This is a genomic window from Fischerella muscicola PCC 7414, assembly GCF_000317205.1.
GTDB classification, from domain to species: Bacteria; Cyanobacteriota; Cyanobacteriia; order Cyanobacteriales; family Nostocaceae; genus Fischerella; species Fischerella muscicola.
Map to the genome: position 1 here is coordinate 13,540 of NZ_AJLK01000011.1, position 17,490 is coordinate 31,029.

Annotated in this window: 14 protein-coding genes; 6 read left to right on the plus strand and 8 right to left on the minus strand. The window is 40.9% G+C overall.

Going from position 1 to position 17,490, the window contains the following annotated elements:
- Positions 1-57: 57 nt before the first annotated feature.
- The gene (locus tag UYI_RS0101430; RefSeq protein WP_016864914.1) at positions 58-2,211 is read right to left on the minus strand and encodes a polyribonucleotide nucleotidyltransferase; all 2,154 of its coding nucleotides are present in this window, start codon (positions 2,209-2,211) and stop codon (positions 58-60) included.
- Positions 2,212-2,478: 267 nt separating this feature from the next.
- On the minus strand, positions 2,479-3,060 hold the full coding sequence (locus UYI_RS0101435) for a GNAT family N-acetyltransferase (protein ID WP_016864915.1): 582 nt from the start codon (positions 3,058-3,060) through the stop codon (positions 2,479-2,481).
- A 155-nt stretch (positions 3,061-3,215) separates the two neighbouring features.
- Here UYI_RS0101435 and UYI_RS0101440 point away from each other — a divergent pair, with 155 nt between their 5' ends.
- Together UYI_RS0101440 and UYI_RS0101445 are read left to right on the plus strand one after the other, a co-directional pair.
- Positions 3,216-6,479 carry a DEAD/DEAH box helicase gene (locus tag UYI_RS0101440; protein ID WP_016864916.1) on the plus strand — a complete coding sequence of 1,088 codons (3,264 nt, stop codon included), beginning with the start codon at positions 3,216-3,218 and terminating at the stop codon, positions 6,477-6,479.
- A gap of 168 nt (positions 6,480-6,647) precedes the next feature.
- Positions 6,648-7,484 (plus strand): SWIM zinc finger family protein, encoded by an 837-nt coding sequence (locus UYI_RS0101445; protein ID WP_016864917.1) that lies wholly within the window; start codon positions 6,648-6,650, stop codon positions 7,482-7,484.
- A 133-nt stretch (positions 7,485-7,617) separates the two neighbouring features.
- Here UYI_RS0101445 and UYI_RS0101450 read toward each other — a convergent pair whose 3' ends face one another.
- Together UYI_RS0101450 and UYI_RS0101455 are read right to left on the minus strand one after the other, a co-directional pair.
- On the minus strand, positions 7,618-8,382 hold the full coding sequence (locus tag UYI_RS0101450) for a sporulation protein (protein WP_016864918.1): 765 nt from the start codon (positions 8,380-8,382) through the stop codon (positions 7,618-7,620).
- A 138-nt stretch (positions 8,383-8,520) separates the two neighbouring features.
- On the minus strand, positions 8,521-9,111 hold the full coding sequence (locus UYI_RS0101455; protein ID WP_009456849.1) for a hypothetical protein: 591 nt from the start codon (positions 9,109-9,111) through the stop codon (positions 8,521-8,523).
- A gap of 200 nt (positions 9,112-9,311) precedes the next feature.
- Between UYI_RS0101455 and UYI_RS0101460 the strand changes: the two genes are divergently transcribed.
- Together UYI_RS0101460 and UYI_RS0101465 are read left to right on the plus strand one after the other, a co-directional pair.
- Positions 9,312-9,950: a hypothetical protein gene (locus UYI_RS0101460; protein ID WP_016864920.1), complete on the plus strand. Its 639-nt coding sequence runs from the start codon at positions 9,312-9,314 to the stop codon at positions 9,948-9,950.
- Between the two features lie 87 nt (positions 9,951-10,037).
- Complete coding sequence (locus UYI_RS0101465) at positions 10,038-11,180, plus strand: tetratricopeptide repeat protein (protein ID WP_016864921.1); 1,143 nt, start codon at positions 10,038-10,040, stop codon at positions 11,178-11,180.
- A 110-nt stretch (positions 11,181-11,290) separates the two neighbouring features.
- On the opposite strand, the gene UYI_RS0101470 is transcribed toward UYI_RS0101465, so the two are convergent.
- Entirely contained in the window at positions 11,291-12,322 is a 1,032-nt protein-coding gene (locus UYI_RS0101470; RefSeq protein ID WP_016864922.1) for a response regulator, read from the minus strand.
- Positions 12,323-13,104: 782 nt separating this feature from the next.
- Here UYI_RS0101470 and UYI_RS0101475 point away from each other — a divergent pair.
- A complete protein-coding gene (locus UYI_RS0101475) occupies positions 13,105-13,365 on the plus strand; it encodes a chlororespiratory reduction protein 7 (RefSeq protein WP_026085685.1) in 261 nt (86 codons plus the stop codon).
- Between the two features lie 54 nt (positions 13,366-13,419).
- On the opposite strand, the gene UYI_RS0101480 is transcribed toward UYI_RS0101475, so the two are convergent.
- The gene (locus UYI_RS0101480) at positions 13,420-13,968 is read right to left on the minus strand and encodes a DUF2854 domain-containing protein (RefSeq protein WP_016864924.1); all 549 of its coding nucleotides are present in this window, start codon (positions 13,966-13,968) and stop codon (positions 13,420-13,422) included.
- 146 nt (positions 13,969-14,114) lie between these two features.
- Here UYI_RS0101480 and UYI_RS0101485 point away from each other — a divergent pair, with 146 nt between their 5' ends.
- Positions 14,115-14,294 carry a hypothetical protein gene (locus tag UYI_RS0101485; RefSeq protein ID WP_016864925.1) on the plus strand — a complete coding sequence of 60 codons (180 nt, stop codon included), beginning with the start codon at positions 14,115-14,117 and terminating at the stop codon, positions 14,292-14,294.
- Positions 14,295-14,416: 122 nt separating this feature from the next.
- Here UYI_RS0101485 and UYI_RS0101495 read toward each other — a convergent pair whose 3' ends face one another.
- Both UYI_RS0101495 and ppk1 read right to left on the minus strand, forming a co-directional pair.
- Positions 14,417-14,833 carry a response regulator gene (locus UYI_RS0101495; protein ID WP_026085686.1) on the minus strand — a complete coding sequence of 139 codons (417 nt, stop codon included), beginning with the start codon at positions 14,831-14,833 and terminating at the stop codon, positions 14,417-14,419.
- 160 nt (positions 14,834-14,993) lie between these two features.
- Entirely contained in the window at positions 14,994-17,210 is a 2,217-nt protein-coding gene (ppk1, locus tag UYI_RS0101500; protein ID WP_016864928.1) for a polyphosphate kinase 1, read from the minus strand.
- Between the last annotated feature and the right edge of the window lie 280 nt (positions 17,211-17,490).

The window sequence follows — 17,490 nt, forward strand, 5'->3', positions numbered from 1 at the left end:
ATAACTAGTGAATTGTTTGTGTTTAGTTTGTAGCCAGAACTACCAAACCTCCTGCCTTTACTTTGAGGTTGCTTGTTCGCGTGCCGCAGCTGCTTGTTCAGGGTGAATACCTAAGCGAGTGAGATTGATTCTACCCTTATTGTCAATTTCACGCACTTTGACGATCACTTCATCACCAACTGCAACTTCATCTTCAACCTTGCCGACACGGTAGTCAGCTAGTTGAGAAATGTGGATCATACCTTCTTTACCTGGCAGAAACTCGACAAAAGCGCCAATAGGTATAATTCGCGTCACTCTACCTACGTAAACATCACCCTCATTCAGCTTGCGCGTCATGCCTTGAATGATGCCTTTAGCTCTCTTGGCTTTGTTTTCATCCACAGCAGAAATGGTAACAGTACCATCATCTTCAATGTCAATCTTAGCACCAGTTTCCTCAGTAATACCCTTGATAGTCTTGCCTCCCGGCCCGATCACTAGACCAATCATGTCTTGATCAATCTTGATCGTTAACAGACGTGGGGCATAGGGTGACATTTCTGTGCGTGGTTGGTCAATGGTCTGGAGCATTTTCTCCAGAATATGCAACCGTGCGGCTCTAGCTTGGTGGATAGCTTGAGAAATGATCTCCAAGGACAATCCGCTGATTTTCATATCCATTTGCAAGGCAGTAATCCCACTATCTGTCCCTGCAACTTTGAAGTCCATATCACCCAAAAAGTCTTCGATGCCTTGAATATCCGTCAAGACTCGAACTTCATCGCCTTCTTTGATCAAACCCATAGCTGCACCGCTAACGGGTTTGGTAATTGGCACACCTGCATCCATTAAAGCCAGAGTGGAACCACACACCGAACCCATCGAAGTCGAACCATTGGAAGAAAGCACTTCCGACACTACCCGAATTACGTAGGGGAATTGTTCTTTCGGTGGTAGCACTGGTAAGATTGACCTCTCCGCCAGCGCTCCATGTCCGATTTCCCGACGTCCCGGCGCGCGCAGGGGTTTAGTTTCCCCAACGGAGAACGGCGGGAAGTTGTAGTGGTGCATGTAGCGCTTTTGCTGGTCTTGTTGCAAATCATCGTTTAAGAATTGCACATCACCTGGTGTACCAAGAGTACAAGCAGATAAAACTTGGGTTAGTCCCCGGTTGAATAAACCGCTGCCATGAACTCGCTTGGGTAATAAACTAGTGGCACAGGAAACAGGACGAACTTCATCTAGCTTACGACCATCGACTCGGACGTTGTCTTCGATGATCTGACGGCGCATCAGCTTTTTAGTAATATCTTTGAAAGTGTTGTCTAATGCCTTGGCATCACTAGTTGCGGCAACTCGAATTGGATCTTCTTCTGGTAGTTCAGCGATCGCAGCTGCGATTGATTCTTTGACAGTATCTAAGGCATTATCTCGCTGGGTTTTATCGAAATCAAATTGCGAGAGGATTTTCTTGATTTCGTCGGTAGCGCGATCGCTAATAAAGTTACTCAGTGATTGATCTGGTTCTGGTGGTGCTTCATGGACTATTTCTAACCCCAGTTCCGCAATTAAATCTTGCTGCGCTCGAATTAAATCCTGCACAGCTTCATAACCAAATTCGATCGCCTCAATAATATCTCGTTCGGGTAGCTGATTAGCTCCCGCTTCCACCATAATTACACCATCCGGCGAACCTGCTACGATTAAATCCAGGTCTCCAGCTTCGATTTCTGCATAGGTGGGGTTAATAATAAAATCATCACCCACCAGACCGACGCGCACGGCTGCCATAGGCCCATTAAAGGGAATTTTTGCCATTAAGGTCGCAATAGAAGCACCAGTCACAGCTAGCACATCTGGTGGTACTAGCTCATCCATAGAAAGAGTCAGCGCTACAACTTGCAGATCATCCCGTAACCAAGATGGGAACAAAGGACGCAAAGGGCGGTCAATAAGACGACTAGTGAGAATTGCTCTCTCTGGCGGACGACCTTCGCGTCGCAACAATCCTCCAGGGATTCTACCTGCTGCGTATAATCTTTCTTCGTAATCTACGGTGAGGGGCAGAAAATCAACGCCTTCTCTGGCTGCTGATCGCGTAGCTGTAACTAGAACTGCCGTATCCCCAGATTGTATCAACACCGATCCACCAGCCTGGGGTGCTAGTAGACCCACCTTCAGTCGAATATCCCGTCCATCGAAGGATATTGACTTCTCAAATTCTCCCATTCAGTTTTTTTTCCTTACTATGCTCGCTATTCTCTCTCTGTGGCAATCCTAACATTTATAATCTAATACTGGCTTGAGCAGTATACAGAATTAATGATAAACAATTTCGTTACAAAAGGGATCGGGAATCGGGAATCGGGAACAAGGGGAGCCACTGCGTTGCGCGGGTCTCCCGCGTTGTAGCACGTGGCGTGAACACGGAGGACAAGGGGGACAAAGGGGACAAGGGAGACAAATAATCAGTTATCAGTTATCAAATTAAACTGGTCACTGTTCACTGAGTTTATGCCCAATGCCCGATCCCCGATCCCCTAATCCCCTATACATAATCAACGCATCCACTTGTTGTACATCTAGTTTTACCGCCGCCGGAATCTGCCCAATAATCTGGAATCCTAGTGATTTCCATAATTGAATCGAAGCTATATTAGTAGCAAAGACCAAATTGAACACTACCCCCTCATAGCCGAGACTAGCAGCAATTGAGAGCATCGCCTCTCCCATGAACCGCCCGATTCCGAGACCCCGCTTGCCAGGTTGTACAATAAAACCAGCGTTGCAAATATGGCTACATCGACCTGGGAAGTTTGGTTTGAGATAAAACGCTCCCAGTATTTCCTTGGCTTGGTGTGTAGCAGATTCAGCAGCAGTCCTGACTACAAAAGCATCCTGAGTTAACCAGTAAGCTGCAAATTCTGATGGTGAGAGGGGTTGTTTTTGGGGATAGGTTTGTCCTTCTAAAATCACAACATTCAGTAATTTCCTTACCTCCTCTTGTTCCTCTGGATGCATATAATCTAACTCTACTTTGATGCCATTTTTTAAAATTTTATAAAGGGGTAACTGCATTTTTCCTAAAGTTGATTAAGATTGTTTTCTAGTATTTAAATAAATTTTATAAATATTAATAATATGTATTTAAATTTTAAAAATTAAGGAATTCACAAAGTAGAAAATAAGCAAATTCAAGGTTTTAATGTTGCGAAAATCTAAGTAGTGGGCAAATGGCAATTTTACACGGTAGTTGGTTACTACAAAATCAGGGTAACTGTTTATTTATTTGGGGCGAGACTTGGCGATCGCTAGGGACAAATATCGAGCCAAATACATTGACAGAAATACCACCATTACCTTATGCGATCGCACCAGCCGAATTAAGCGAGTGGCTGAGTTCTCGTAATATTACAATTCCCAATTCAGCGCTGCACCTCGAGACGCAATCAATTGCATCTCGGCAAACAGAGAGACGCCAACGAACAACTACTGCTACAAAAACTTTGCCAACCTCCTCGCAAATAACTATTGCTTTACCCACTGATTTTGCAGCAGGTGAAACCGAGGCAACAACATCGATTCATCCAGTACATTCAGCAGCATTAAGTTTAGAAAAACCATCTTCGCCATACCTACAACCTTGGCGAGTAGAGGGATTTTGTCTCAATCCCACAGAAGCAGTCAAGTTTCTGACTTCTTTACCCTTGAGTATTGGTAACAGCGAAGATGATTTTTTAGGAGGCGATTTACGCTTTTGGTGCCATATTGCCCGTTGGAGTTTGGATTTAATCTCAAGATGTAAATTTCTGCCTACTCTTGAACGTCAAGCAGACGGTTCTTTCACTGCCAAGTGGCAAGCACTTTTAGATAGCGCCTTGGATGGAACTCGCTTAGAAAAATTTTCCCAACTAATGCCCCTAGCCTGTCGGACATACCAAAGAGGTGGGGAGAAAAATCACCCCATCACCCCATCACCCCACCACCCCATCTCAATAGACTTCCCTGTGGAACCACAAGAATTATTACTGGGATTTCTCAACAGTACAATTGATGCCCAAGTCAGAGAAATGTTTGGTTCCCAACCTGTGCTAGAAGCAAGAGTTATGGCGTCTTTACCAGGCGCGGTGCGGCAGTGGTTGCAGTCTCTCACGGGTGCGTCAGATACTGTCAACGCCGAACCAATGGGTTTGGAACGACTAGAAGCGGCGCTGAAAGCTTGGACTATGCCGCTACAATACCAACTGGCAGGAAAAAATCTGTTTCGTACCTGTTTTGTCTTGCGTCCGCCAGAGTCAGGTGAAACAGATTGGACTTTAGCCTATTTTTTGCAAGCACCAGATGACCCAGAATTTTTAGTGGATGCAGAGACGATATGGCAGCATCCAGTTGAAAGTTTTGTTTATCGTGGTCGTACCATTAAACAACCACAAGAGACATTTCTACGCGGATTGGGATTAGCATCGCGCTTGTATCCAATGATCGCGCCCAGCCTGGATACTAGCTATCCCCAATCTTGCTGCCTTAACCCCATCCAAGCCTACGAATTTATTAAGTCGGTAAAGGCGCGGCTTGAGGATAATGGTTTGGGTGTGGTTCTACCTGCGAGTTTGGCAAATCGAGAAGGATGGGCAAATCGTCTGGGTTTAAAAATCACCGCCCAAACACCAAATCAAAAGCAGGGACGCTTGGGTTTGCAGAGTTTGTTAAATTTCCAGTGGCAATTAGCGATCGGTGGACAAACTCTTTCCAAAAAAGAATTTGACAAACTCGTGGCGTTAAACAGTCCCCTCGTCGAAATTAACGGTGAATGGGTAGAATTGCGTCCCCAAGATATCAAAACAGCACAGGCCTTTTTTGCTTCTCGCAAAGAACAAATGGCCCTTTCCTTAGAAGATGCTTTGCGCCTGAGTACGGGGGACACCCAGACAATTGAAAAATTACCAGTGGTTAGCTTTGAAGCATCAGGGGCATTACAAGAGTTAATTACTACCCTGACAAATAACAAAGCAGTAGAACCCCTACCCACACCCGCCGATTTTCAAGGACAGCTACGCCCCTACCAACAGCGTGGTGTCGCTTGGTTGGCATTCCTGGAACGCTGGGGTTTGGGTGCATGTCTTGCGGACGATATGGGATTGGGAAAAACGGTTGAGTTTATCGCTTTTCTACTACATTTAAAAGAACAGGATGCATTAGAAAAACCAACACTTTTGATTTGTCCAACATCAGTATTAGGAAACTGGGAAAGAGAAGTTAAAAAATTTGCCCCAACTCTGAAAGTTTTGCAATATCACGGTGACAAACGCCCCAAAGGTAAGGCATTTGTAGAAGTAGCAAACAAGCATGATTTGATAATTACCAGTTATGCGCTGATTCACCGAGATTTAAAGTCATTACAGGGTATTTCTTGGCAAGGCATTGTTTTAGATGAAGCCCAAAATATCAAAAATGCAGAGGCAAAACAATCTCAAGCAGTACGCCAGCTAGAAGCAACTTATCGGATTGCTTTGACGGGGACACCTGTAGAAAATAGACTGCAAGAACTCTGGTCAATTTTAGATTTTCTCAATCCAGGGTACTTAGGAAATAAGCAGTTCTTCCAACGACGCTTTGCCATGCCAATTGAAAAATATGGCGATACTTCTTCATTGAATCAATTGCGTTCATTAGTGCAACCATTTATTTTGCGTCGTTTAAAAACTGACCGGGAAATTATTCAAGACTTGCCAGAAAAGCAAGAAATGAATGTATTTTGTGGTTTGAGTTTGGAACAAGCTGAACTTTATCAAAAAGTTGTAGAAGAGTCATTGGCTGAAATTGAAACAGCCGAAGGAATGCAACGCCGGGGTATGATTTTAGCTTTACTCGTCAAGCTAAAACAAGTCTGCAATCATCCAGCGCAATATTTGAAAAAACCTACTCTTTCGGAACCGCATTTATCAGGAAAACTATTGCGGTTACAAGAAATGTTAGAAGAGGTTTTATCAGAAGGCGATCGCGCTTTAATTTTCACCCAATTTGCCGAGTGGGGTAAACTGCTCAAACCCTATTTAGAACAACAGCTAGGACGAGAAATATTCTTTTTGTATGGTAGTACCAGCAAAAAACAACGTGAGGAAATGATCGACCGTTTCCAACACGATCCCCAAGGGCCACCAATTATGATTTTGTCACTCAAAGCTGGTGGTGTAGGATTAAATTTAACCCGTGCAAATCACGTCTTCCACTTCGACCGTTGGTGGAACCCAGCAGTCGAAAATCAAGCCACAGACCGAGTATTTCGTATCGGTCAAACCCGCAATGTCCAGGTGCATAAATTTGTTTGTACTGGTACTTTAGAAGAGAAAATTCATGACATGATTGAAAGTAAAAAGCAACTAGCCGAACAAGTGGTTGGTGCGGGTGAAGAGTGGTTAACTGAACTCGATACAAATCAACTCCGTAATTTACTTTTATTGGATCGCAGTGCCGTAATTGAAGAAGATGAAGAGTGACGGGGATCGGGGAGATGGGGGTGTGAGGAGTGCGAGGAGTGTGGGGAGTGTGAGAAGTATATAATAACCACTAACAACTAACAACTAACTACCAACTACTAACTACTAACTACTAACCACTAACAAATGACCATTGACCATTAATCATTGACAATTGACCATTGACAAATGACAAATTACACATTACAAGCCAGCCGAGAATGGTGGTCACAAAGGTGGCTAGAATTATTAGATTCCTATCGCTTTAAAAAGCGTTTAGAACGCGGTAGAAATTATGCACGTCAAGGTAATGTTCTCAGCATTGAGTTTCAGGGTGCAAAGGTATTAGCCAAGGTGCAGGGTAGTGAACCTGAACCTTATAAAGTTTCTCTTTCCCTTGACTCTTTTAGTGATGAAGAATGGGGTTATGTAGTAGAAACAATGTCTCAAAAAGCAATATTTGCGGCGAAACTTTTGGCAGGAGAAATGCCACAAAATATAGAAGAAGTTTTTACTGCCAATGGTATTTCGCTATTTCCTTTTACTCTATCTGACGTCCACAGTAGATGTTCTTGTCCTGATAAAGCAAATCCCTGTAAACATATTGCAGCAGTTTACTATCAGTTAGGCGATCACTTTAGTGAAGATCCTTTTGTACTCTTTCAATTGCGGGGACGTACCAAAGAGCAAATTATTAGTAATTTACGTCAGTTACGTAGTACTAATATTGAAGCCACGACTGCTCAAAAACTAGAGGATAAAGAGTCGATTTCTCAAAATCAATATTCTTTAAATCTAGAATCTTTTTGGCAATATCATGAACCATTAGAATCTTCTTTAGTAGTGATTGCACCATCCACTAGTGAAACAGTTTTAGATGTGTTGGGGTCTATTCCCCTTGCTAAAGAAGAGGAAAATCTCGCAAGCTTAACTGCTGCTGATCTAGTGATGAAATATTTAGATACTGTTTACAAAGATGTCAGCCAAAAAGCTATTCTAGCAGCGATGAATGTAGGTGGAAATTAATATATTCAATATCTTATACCTATTTTTTGACCGCCAAGAAATAAATTTCTTTGCTCATCTTGAGATGACTTTTGCTATCAGCCTAGAACTTTAGTTCTAGGCGTGCATACTATTACCCTTAACAAAAGCAAAATTAATGAATATGACTGCGAATCATGTCATCAATCATCGTCTCTACATCCACCTCATCTAAATCTGATTCTGTTAGATAAAAGCGTGCATAGCGCTCATCTAAATCAAAAGCTTCGTCTAACCAACCTGCAAAGCCACGGGCCCGTTTATCAATCTCCAGCAAAACTTCTAACTCCTCTGGGTGTAAACGGAAAATGACTTCTAACTCGTCTAGATAGTTTCTGTATTCTCCACTGGGTTTGAACTCAAATTCTTGTACAAATGGATAAGAACCACCAAAAGAGTGGGTATATTCACAATCCACTTTATGCAGGTGAAAACCTAATCTTTCTACTGCTACAAATACTCGTTGCATTAGTGGATGAGGTTTCACTTCTAAAACATCTCTATCCCTGGGATTGATAGCACTTTTAATATCCAAGCCTGTACGGATATATACTGGTGTTCTGCCCATAGTCAAGGGCATTTCGTAGGGTAATTCTAAAGTAAACGGTACTACAATTTCTTCTTTAGGCTGAACAGTCAACCGCTCTAGCAAGCGGTAATCGACCATTACACACTCTTCATGAATGGTAGAATCATCGACTTCACGCTCATATTCAGTGGCAAGTTTTAAATAAATATCACTTATATCTTGAGCTACATCACCACCAGTGATATAAACTTCTCCTTCCAATACATCACCGGGAATCACGGAAGCGTTAAAAATACGTGTATCGACTTTAGCAGAGCCAATGCCAACGCTTGCCAACATTTTTTTAAACATTCTTGCTTGCTTACTCCTGTAGATTTGCTCTATTGTAGGCTGGCTAATATTGGGGTGTCACATCTAACACCCTTCTGTAGTGACTACAGAAGCAAGCTATAATTTTCCGAAAAAAGGATGGTGAAAAATTTTTTACCTTTAATTTGCTACTTCTGCCATCTCAATAATTCGCCCTTCGTAGTCCTTAACCAAAAAGTTTAAGGGTTTTCTGCTGCGAATCTTGAATTTCAACCCCCGCACTTCTACCCGCATTAAAATCATTTCCATACATTCGTGGTCGAAGCAAACGTGGCGTTGTTGATTTTTGCTGCCTAAACTGGCTCCCGTAATTACATGCAACTGAGTATTTTTCTTGAGTTGATACCACAGTCCCTCACTTGCATTCGTCATTTTGTTAGAAAAGGAAGGGCTGCTCCCCAAGTAAAGCGGGTCAACTCCTGTTGCACCTATAGTTTGTTCATAGTTGTAGTAGTAGTGTAGCGGTACTTCTGCTGCTGGTAAATCTAGGAGTCCTTCATATAACTGTCGCGCAATTTCCAAATCCGACACCATAACTGTGTATACCTTTGGCGCACTGGTGAGGAACATCCACATGGCCCCAGCATAGGCTGCTAGCAGCATTACCATTATGCCTTGGGTAGAAAAAAGGCTATCTAATGGTATAGAAGGTAAAAAAGAGGCAAAAGTATAAGGATTAACCAAGAATGATGTCACACTTGCTATAAACATGAACAGAATCGGGAATTATATATAAGGGAGCCGCTTTTGTTTTGTAGATTATGACTTAAATGAAGTCTTTATTTCTAGTGTATCAAGTGCTAATCCGTCTTGGTGTTGGGTCGAAATAGACTGACACCAAGAGACTATGTGATTAATTACAGAGATTTTTATCGCCAAGTTAATTCTAACAACATAAGCAGAATCGGACTGTGCAAATTCCTCATTTTCCTGAAGCTAACCATCCCTTAGTTAAGTCACTGTTCCATCACACTGACCCAGAACTCGTTAGGTTGTTCCAGCAGCATCCAGAGTCGGGAAGATACTTTACAGCTATTTTTTGCCGTTATAGTCCCATCGTTTATACAGTAATTCGCCATTCAGCGCGATCGCCTGTACAAGCAGATTATTTATTTGCCTTGACTTGGCGACATATCTACTACGAATTGGGTGGACTTAACCTCAGTAGCACTCAACCTGGGAGGGAAAGTCTGACCTTACAAAATTGGCTTATTGATCAGACTGCTTACTGCATCAACGAGATTGAACTTCCTCCTACTGAAGCAATTCATTATTCTCTCAAAGCAACCTCTGTACCACTGTGGTGTTATGTAGAACAAGCCTTAGACCAAATGACGCCAATTTTACGCTTGATGGTGTTAATGGCTCAAACCTTTCACTGGAGCGAAACGAGAATTGCTGCCTATCTACAAGCTGAAGGAGAAGTGATCGCTCCTAGCCAAGTAGCCAATTTTCTCCAGGAAGGTTATCGTATGCTAGAGGAAAAATTACCAACAGATATTCGTGCTATCTACTTGGGTGAAAATTTACTGCCACCTGCAATTGCGTAGAAATACAGAATTAATCTGTATTTGGTAACACTCATAAAAATCATACAAAACATTCTGCATCAAGCCGCAATTCCACGGGCAAAGTTTATGAAACAATGGTGTTTGATACCAAAAATTAACCAAATTTTCATTTATAGATTCAAGCAGGGAAAAAAGAGTTTAAAGGGTAAAGCTAATAAACCTTTTCCCCTTTCTCCCTTGCCCTTTTTAGTTGCAAGTTTTATATTTCATCCCATAGCGGTGAATGCTGCGGATATTACCGAACAACTCCACCGTCAGATAGATAAATCTGTAGTGCAACAATCAACAGACCAAGCAGATACTTTGCTGCGCATCGGTCAGCAGCAACACGCCTCTGGCAAGTCTGATAAAGCAATTGAGTCTTGGTTACAAGCACTAGAAATTTATCACTCGCTTGGTGATCTCAACGCTCAAGGTTTAATTTACGATTACCTTGGTAGAGGTTATGTTCAGTTGGGTCGTTACAAAGAAGCAGAAAACGCCATACGCCGACGCTTAGCGATCGCTCGTGATACCCATGACTTTCAAAGTCAAATTTTCGCCCTGAATAATATTGGTACATTGTTGCTGCAACAAGGGGAACCCGCCGCTAGTTTACAAACTTTTGCCGAAGCTGTGGAAATTGCCCGCCACGTTAAAAATATCGAAGGTGAAGGATTATCCTTAAGTAATTTGGGACTGGCAAATGCCAGGTTAGGAAATTACAACAAAGCCATAAAACTTTATGAGAATGCTTTAAGTTTCCGCCGTCAGGTTCGTGATCCCATCGGCGAGGCTAACACCCTCAATAATTTAGGTGATGCCTATCTAGAAGCAGGAGATTATCAAGGTACTATTGGGACTTATGGATCTGCACTGCGAATTGCCAAGTATAGTGGCGATCGCGTTAACGAATTACGAGCAATTGATGGTCTAGTTAGCGCTCACAGTTCTGTGGGACGCTATGAACGTGCTTTTGACTTGCTACAGCAGCGATTAATCTTAGCTCAAGAATTACAAAATCGGCGAGAAGAATTAAAATCTTTTGAGTCTTACGCTCAGTTATATGAGCAACTAGGTAATTTCCCAACTGCCCGTAATTTTTATGAAAGGGCAATTACGGTAGCCAAGATACTAGAAGACAGTAAGCAAGAAGTGCGATTAATAGATCGACTCACTCAAATGATGCGGAAGGCTAACTTGACCGAAACAAGCACAAAAAAGAATTAAATCATTACTTCTTGGTTAAAGGGTAAGGGATGTTCCTTCCATCCCTTACTCCTTTACCTTTTACTTGGAAATAATTTATCAATATATTTAATATTTAAATTTTGTAATTTTTAAATCTGCTTAATAATAATGCGGTTGCGTCCCTCTGCTTTTGCTTGGTAAAGTGCCTTATCGGCTGCTTCAATTAAAGCTAAGGGCGAAGTTTCAAAATTGGGAATAATAGTAGCGATTCCTAAACTGAGAGTTACAAACTGACTAACAGTAGATCCAGAGTGAACGATTTCTAACTCCCTCACTCCAGCCTGCATTGCTGCTGCGACGTGAACTGCACCCCTATCATGAGTGTGAGGCAAAATCACAGCAAATTCTTCACCACCATAACGTGCAACTAAATCCTGATATTTTTGGGCTGTGTCTTTTAAAACATTAGCCACCTTTTGCAAACAGACATCCCCAGCAGGATGACCATATTTATCGTTATAAAGTTTAAAAAAATCGATATCACATAAAATTAATGAGATTGGCGATCGCTGTTGTGCTAACTCCAACCACTGAGAATTGAAATACTGATCAAAGCGACGGCGATTAGCTAGTCCAGTTAAGCCATCTTCGTTAGCAAGCTGTTGCAAAGCTTGGTTGGCTGCTTCTAACTGTTTATATACCTGCCCTTGTTGTAATAGCTTTCTTACCCGTCGACGCAATACTGCCCAGTGAATGGGTTTAGTGACAAAATCACTAGCTCCAGCCTCAAAAGCACGGTCTACTGAGTCAGGATCATCTAATCCTGTAATCATCAGTATAGGAGTACGAGCCCATAATGTAGAAATCAAGCTATTGCCACAACCAGATACATTATCAAGGGATGCAAGTGCTAGCACTAAATTTTTCTTGGCAATTTGCATTAATTCTTGACAACAGGTAAAGCCATCCATTGTTGGCATGACCGCATCTAACAAAATTAAATCAGGTTTGACGGCAGTATAAGCATCTAAACACTCTTTACCATTACTGACTTCGACTACTCGGTAGCCTTCTTGTTCCATGGCTTCACGCAACAGAAGTCGCATGGTTGTATCATCATCAGCGACGAGAATCAGAGGAGGTTTATTGGAAATAGAAGTAAATGAGCCTATCCCTAACATGAGTTGAATTTTATAGGAAATAAAAGCTTAGGCAATGAGAAACCCAGTATATTTATGCTAATGTTGCCAAATTGTTGGTTTTGATCATTTTTATTCAAAAAAGCCTTATTAACGCCAATTTGAAAAATAGCAAAGGCAGTTTCTACCCTTTTTTCCTACCACGCACTTGCAAGGTAGGGAAATGTTACTATTTATATTTCCCAACTACAAACAAGCAATTACTATTTTTTTGAAAACTTCAAATGTATTTCGCACTCTGAGGTTACACAGTATGTTTAAACACCAACTGCATTAGGACAAAAAGGGCTGATTGCGTAAGTATGTTGTAAATCTGCAATTTTTAACTATGGAGTCAAAACTAATAGATTTAATTTTGATTAAAGAACACTAATGATTTGGTAGATTTACTTAACTAACGTCTAAAAAAATAAATAGATGCAATTATAAATAAAATTTATAGTGAAAATGTTAAAAAGCAAAGGGAAAGAGGTTTTTTAAATTCCTTTAATTGTGATACTATTTCACAAAATTATTGATACAAATCCTCCGCTCCAGGTGCTACAAAGGGGAGTTTGGGGAAACCCTAAGAGCGAATCGATTGTTGAGTCTGGTAATACGTTGTTTTAATTGATAGTTTCTGACTTAGAATAGACAAAACTACCAAAATAAATTATGTAGATTGAAATATTGAAACTAAAGATAAGATGACAAAAAATCAGGTGAAAAGCTTTCGTTTTTTTCTGCTTCACACCCATCCTATTGAAAACTATTGAGTATTTGTTATGCCAGATTCATTAATGTACCAGGAAGATCATTTTGTTGTTTTAGAAACAAATCAAGAGGAACAGTTTCTGACAGCATCAGAATTATTAGAAAAATTGACAGGTATTCTCCAAAAACTTAATCCTCAAGATTTACCTCCTGATCTGCGGTCTTTGAATTCTATAGAAGCAAGAGCGAAATATTTGCTTGACACTAGTTGTGAATTTGATATTGGCCCTGGGCAATATTTACAATGGTACGCAGTGCGCTTAGAGAAATAAATTTAGTTAATAGTTAATAGTCCATTGTTTTGACAATTGACTATTAACATAGGACTATTTTGTAGTCGCAATCAGTGTTAGTTCAATGGTATTTTCTCCTGGCTGTGTGACTTTGACATCGACTCCAGGGCCAAAATAACTGACCATTTTCTCTTGTTTTTGCTGCCAAATATCAATTGGTAGTGCTGAGGAATCAAATTCTAAAATCAAGGCGTAATTTCCGTTGATATCTTCTTCTCTTAACCCTGTAATCAGTGGTAGTTCTCCATCTGAACAAGTTAAACCTAAGTAGGATAAAGCACGATCAAAATGAGCATCTTGTCCGTAGGAATAACGAGTCAGGTCTTTGCGAATTTTATTTTGAGTGGGAGTTGCTTGCTGCTGACGCAGTGCCAAAACGGTGGGTGCAGTAGGTTGACTGAAGGGTACGGGTTTGAGTTCATTAGCTTTAAGTGCTAATCCTCCTAGCACTAATGGAATCCCGTAAAAAAATCCGACTAGATTGAGAGTAGCGTTATCGTTAGCGTAGGCGATGAAGCCGATGATGGTTAAGATACCACCGATGGTTAAACCCAGGGTTCCCAGAGAAACTTGGCGTAACATGACTTAAATTTTTAATAGTTTTTCTTAGCACCAGTTTTATTATCATCGGCGATCGCCAACAGATTAGGGAAGAGGATAGAGAAAAGTCTCTATTGTTTTGAGTTAACTTTGAATTTGAACATAGTGCAAGACGGAAATCCAAAATTATGGACGCACAAACCATCAAAGAACAAATTGCCCAAATTCAAAGCAAGCGGGAGTACCTACTCAGCTTACTGGAGCAGCCTAATTTGGGGACTTTAAGAATAGACGTCAATCAAGCTTTGGAAGAAATGGATGAGTTAATAGATGAATATAGACGCACTTTTCCTGAAACAGAAATCTAATTAAGCCAAACTAAGCTACAGCAATAAAATTTATGTCGGTAGCAACCCTTCATTCTGGTTCTACCGACACCTTTTCCATTTCTTCCAAATCCCCAAATTCCCAAATCAGCATTTGTGTTTGTTTATCCAGCAAAAGTACCATTAATAGTCCTTTGTCCTAGTTGTCTAACCAAGGAAACTAGTTCTGTGGTAGGCACATCTTTTTTACAAACAGCATCTAAACAAGCTCTTGCCTTTCCTTCAATAAGTTTAGAGTCATCTACTGATGAGTAAGCAATAATCTGAGTGCTAGGAGCAATAGCTTTAATCTCACCAGACGCACTCCACCCATCCATAACTGGCATTTGCAAGTCCAGAACAATCACATCAGGCTTGTGGCGCTTAACCATTTCTATGGCTTCCTGACCATTACAAGCTAATCCTACAACGTGAATATTTTCTTGAGCAGAAAATATTAATTGCAGAGTTAAGCGTGTTAGTTCGTGGTCATCAACCACTAGAACGCGCAAGGTAGAAGACTCACAAGACAACATTAACATCCAAGCAAACTATAAGGTTAATGCATGACAGCCTTTATAGTTTATGGGAATAACTACTGGAACTAACTCTATCCTATGGTTGAATAAATTCAATCTTTTTAAAATATTTAAAAAGTATGAATATTTAGTAATATTAAATTTTTTCAAGAAAATTATTGAACTACTTGTCAGGATACACGTAACTCTTTCTTGAATTCATCAAATTTGAGGCGATCGCTGGTTGGTTTAAAGCCATAGACATAAGAATTTTTTGCGAACTAGCCTCAGGACAATCTTCACCAGGACGACGTTGAATGTAACTGCCATCTGGTTGTAACTCCCAAGCTTGGCGATTATCTGCCAACATAATACCCAAGATTTCTTGCAAATCTTTAGCAATATCTGGGTCTAATATCGGGGTAACTACTTCCACTCGCCGATCCAGGTTGCGAGGCATCCAGTCGGCACTGCCAATATAAATTTCTTCTTCACCATTGTTGTAGAAATAAAAAATCCGGGAGTGTTCTAAAAATCGACCCACAATACTAATCACGCGAATATTTTCGCTGACGTCTTTAAGTCCAGGGCGTAAACAGCAAATACCCCTGACAATTAAGTCGATTTGTACACCTGCGCGGGAAGCTTTATAAAGTTCAGAAATGATTTGTGGATCGACAAGAGAGTTCATTTTGGCAACGATACGTCCGGAAAATCCTTTTTGGGCATTTTCGATTTCTCTTTCGATCAGTCCAACAAAGCGATCGCGTAAATTTACAGGCGCCACTAATAATTGGCGGTAAGACTTTTGTCGTGAGTATCCAGTCAAGAAATTAAATACATCTGTAACATCTGCTCCCAACTCTTCTTGGCAAGTAAATAATCCCAAATCTGTATACAATCGTGCTGTTTTGGGGTTGTAATTGCCAGTGCCAATATGAACATAGCGACGGATACGGTCTTGTTCGCGCCGTACAACCATGACAATTTTAGAGTGGGTTTTCAAACCAACTAGACCGTAAACAACGTGAACCCCGACGCTTTCTAAACGCTTAGCCCAATATATATTATTCTCTTCATCAAACCGCGCTTTCAGTTCTACCAATACAGATACTTGCTTGCCATTTTCCGCAGCAGCAATTAGGGCATTTATGATTGGTGAATCACCAGAGGTACGGTACAGAGTCATTTTAATTGCTAAGACATTCGGGTCATGGGCAGCACTGGTAATAAAGCGCACTACTGATGCTGTAAAAGATTGATAAGGATGGTGTACCAGTAAATCTCGTTCCCGAATCACAGCAAAAAAGTCTCTGCCTTCTTCTATTTCTAAAACCTCGGAACTGGGATTAACTTCGCGAATGCGTTGCAGGCGAGGGGGTACAACAGACTGCCAAGGAGGATCTTTCAGTTCTGCTGGGACGCTCAAAGACATAAAATACATTAAGTCGTGTAGTCCCAAAAGACCATCTACTTCATAAACATCACTTTCAGTTAACTCCAAATCCTGCAATAGTCGATTACGTATGACATCAGGAGTTTGGGATTGAATTTCTAATCGAACAGGAGTACCACCGACTCGGCGTTTTCGCAATTCTTGCTCAATTAAAAGTAGCAAATCCTCGGCTTCATCTTCTTCCAGTTCTAAATCAGCATCACGAGTAATCCGGAAGGGATGATATTCTTGAATGTTCATTCCTGGAAACAGCGACTCTAAATTGTGAGCGATCGCTTGTTCCAAGGGTACACCAGTCCATAAAGCGGGTTTACCATGCCGTTGAATTCCCAACTCTGGGGGTAAAGGTAAAAATCGAGGCAGAACTTTCGGAACTTTAACTCTCGCAAAAAATTCTTCTTCTGTTTCTGGATTTTTAACTACAACTGCTAAATTTAAACTGAGATTAGAAATGTAGGGGAAAGGATGGCTAGGGTCAACAGCAAGAGGAGTGATAACAGGAAAGATTTGTTCTTCAAAATAATTGTCTAAATATTTACGCTGTTTTTCAGTCAAATCTATGTAATCCAAAATATGGATGTTGTGATTGGCTAAAAGAGGTCTTAATACTTGCTCAAAATGTTGATGTTGTTGCGCGACTAAAGGACGTAAAACAAAACTGATATCATCCAACTGTTGTTGTGGTGTCCGACCGTCAAAACTTAATTGGCTAACTTTTGCTTCTACTTGTTGCTTTAAAACTGCAACGCGCACCATGAAGAACTCATCTAAGTTAGAACTGAAGATAGCCAAAAACTTGAGGCGTTCTAAAAGGGGTGTGCGTGAATCCAGAGCTTCATGCAATACTCTGCTATTGAATTCTAGCCAGCTTAACTCACGATTTAAGTAATATTGTGTATCGTTAAGATTAATTTGTTGATTGGTGGTCTTTTTAGATTTCGCCATGATCACCTAAACACAGGTAAGCGTAGCCCATACAACTGAACTCAGTACCAACCCATCAGTATTTCAATTTGAGCAACTAGTATGCGAATTTTTTACTTTAATGAGCGGATAAGTCAATCATAAATCATATTCAAGTGAAATCAAGAGTCAGCAAATCGCTTTTATAAGGGAGCTTGACTAACACCCTTTGGGATTTGGTGTTTGAGATTTTGGAGCTAGATATCTAAGGGTTTTCCCTCAATTAATCTATTGTAGTGATACCAAAGCAAAGCGTTGTTAT

Excerpts from the sequence above, each read along its gene's own strand:
- UYI_RS0101450 (WP_016864918.1), bottom strand. The coding sequence starts at position 8,382 with ATGTTTAAAAAAATGTTGGCAAGCGTTGGCATTGGCTCTGCTAAAGTC.
- UYI_RS0101465 (WP_016864921.1), top strand. The coding sequence starts at position 10,038 with ATGAAACAATGGTGTTTGATACCAAAAATTAACCAAATTTTCATTTAT.
- UYI_RS0101440 (WP_016864916.1), top strand. The coding sequence starts at position 3,216 with ATGGCAATTTTACACGGTAGTTGGTTACTACAAAATCAGGGTAACTGT.
- UYI_RS0101495 (WP_026085686.1), bottom strand. The coding sequence starts at position 14,833 with ATGTTAATGTTGTCTTGTGAGTCTTCTACCTTGCGCGTTCTAGTGGTT.
- UYI_RS0101480 (WP_016864924.1), bottom strand. The coding sequence starts at position 13,968 with ATGTTACGCCAAGTTTCTCTGGGAACCCTGGGTTTAACCATCGGTGGT.
- UYI_RS0101485 (WP_016864925.1), top strand. The coding sequence starts at position 14,115 with ATGGACGCACAAACCATCAAAGAACAAATTGCCCAAATTCAAAGCAAG.
- UYI_RS0101445 (WP_016864917.1), top strand. The coding sequence starts at position 6,648 with ATGACAAATTACACATTACAAGCCAGCCGAGAATGGTGGTCACAAAGG.
- ppk1 (WP_016864928.1), bottom strand. The coding sequence starts at position 17,210 with ATGGCGAAATCTAAAAAGACCACCAATCAACAAATTAATCTTAACGAT.
- UYI_RS0101455 (WP_009456849.1), bottom strand. The coding sequence starts at position 9,111 with ATGTTTATAGCAAGTGTGACATCATTCTTGGTTAATCCTTATACTTTT.
- UYI_RS0101435 (WP_016864915.1), bottom strand. The coding sequence starts at position 3,060 with ATGCAGTTACCCCTTTATAAAATTTTAAAAAATGGCATCAAAGTAGAG.
- UYI_RS0101475 (WP_026085685.1), top strand. The coding sequence starts at position 13,105 with ATGCCAGATTCATTAATGTACCAGGAAGATCATTTTGTTGTTTTAGAA.
- UYI_RS0101430 (WP_016864914.1), bottom strand. The coding sequence starts at position 2,211 with ATGGGAGAATTTGAGAAGTCAATATCCTTCGATGGACGGGATATTCGA.
- UYI_RS0101470 (WP_016864922.1), bottom strand. The coding sequence starts at position 12,322 with ATGTTAGGGATAGGCTCATTTACTTCTATTTCCAATAAACCTCCTCTG.